Raw genomic sequence first — 447 nt, forward strand, 5'->3', positions numbered from 1 at the left:
TTTGTGTAATTGTTGATATCAGTAATCGAGAAATAGTGGGGCGAAGTGCTGGCAGGCATAAAACAGCGGCACTGGTCATGCAAGCTATGAGTCAAATTCCAATGAACTTACAGACGATTGAGTTGTTTCATTCTGATAGAGGAAAAGAGTTTGATAATTATTTGATTGATGAATGTTTAACAGCATTTGGAATTAAACGGTCGTTAAGTCGCAAAGGCTGCCCCTATGATAACGCAATTGCAGAAAGCACATTCAAAGCAGTGAAAACAGAATTTGTGTCAAATACTATTTTTGATTCACTGGCGCAACTTAAATTGGAATTTAATCACTATGTGGATTGGTTTAATTATAATCGACTTCATTCAACATTAAATTACCAGTCGCCGATTGAATACAAAAGAAATCGATGACCTTATCTTTTTGGTACTAAAATGTGTGGACATACCA

The 447-nt window shown here is 35.8% G+C and carries 1 protein-coding gene; it reads left to right on the forward strand.

The genetic code is table 11. From position 1 onward, the window contains the following. Nucleotides 1-410 (forward strand): IS3 family transposase (locus A9G38_RS02090; protein WP_141671689.1); only part of this gene is annotated, 410 nt, incomplete at its 5' end. Between the last annotated feature and the right edge of the window lie 37 nt (nt 411-447).

It is taken from the genome of Gilliamella sp. Imp1-1 (assembly GCF_001690415.1).
GTDB classification, from domain to species: domain Bacteria; phylum Pseudomonadota; class Gammaproteobacteria; order Enterobacterales; family Orbaceae; genus Gilliamella; species Gilliamella bombi.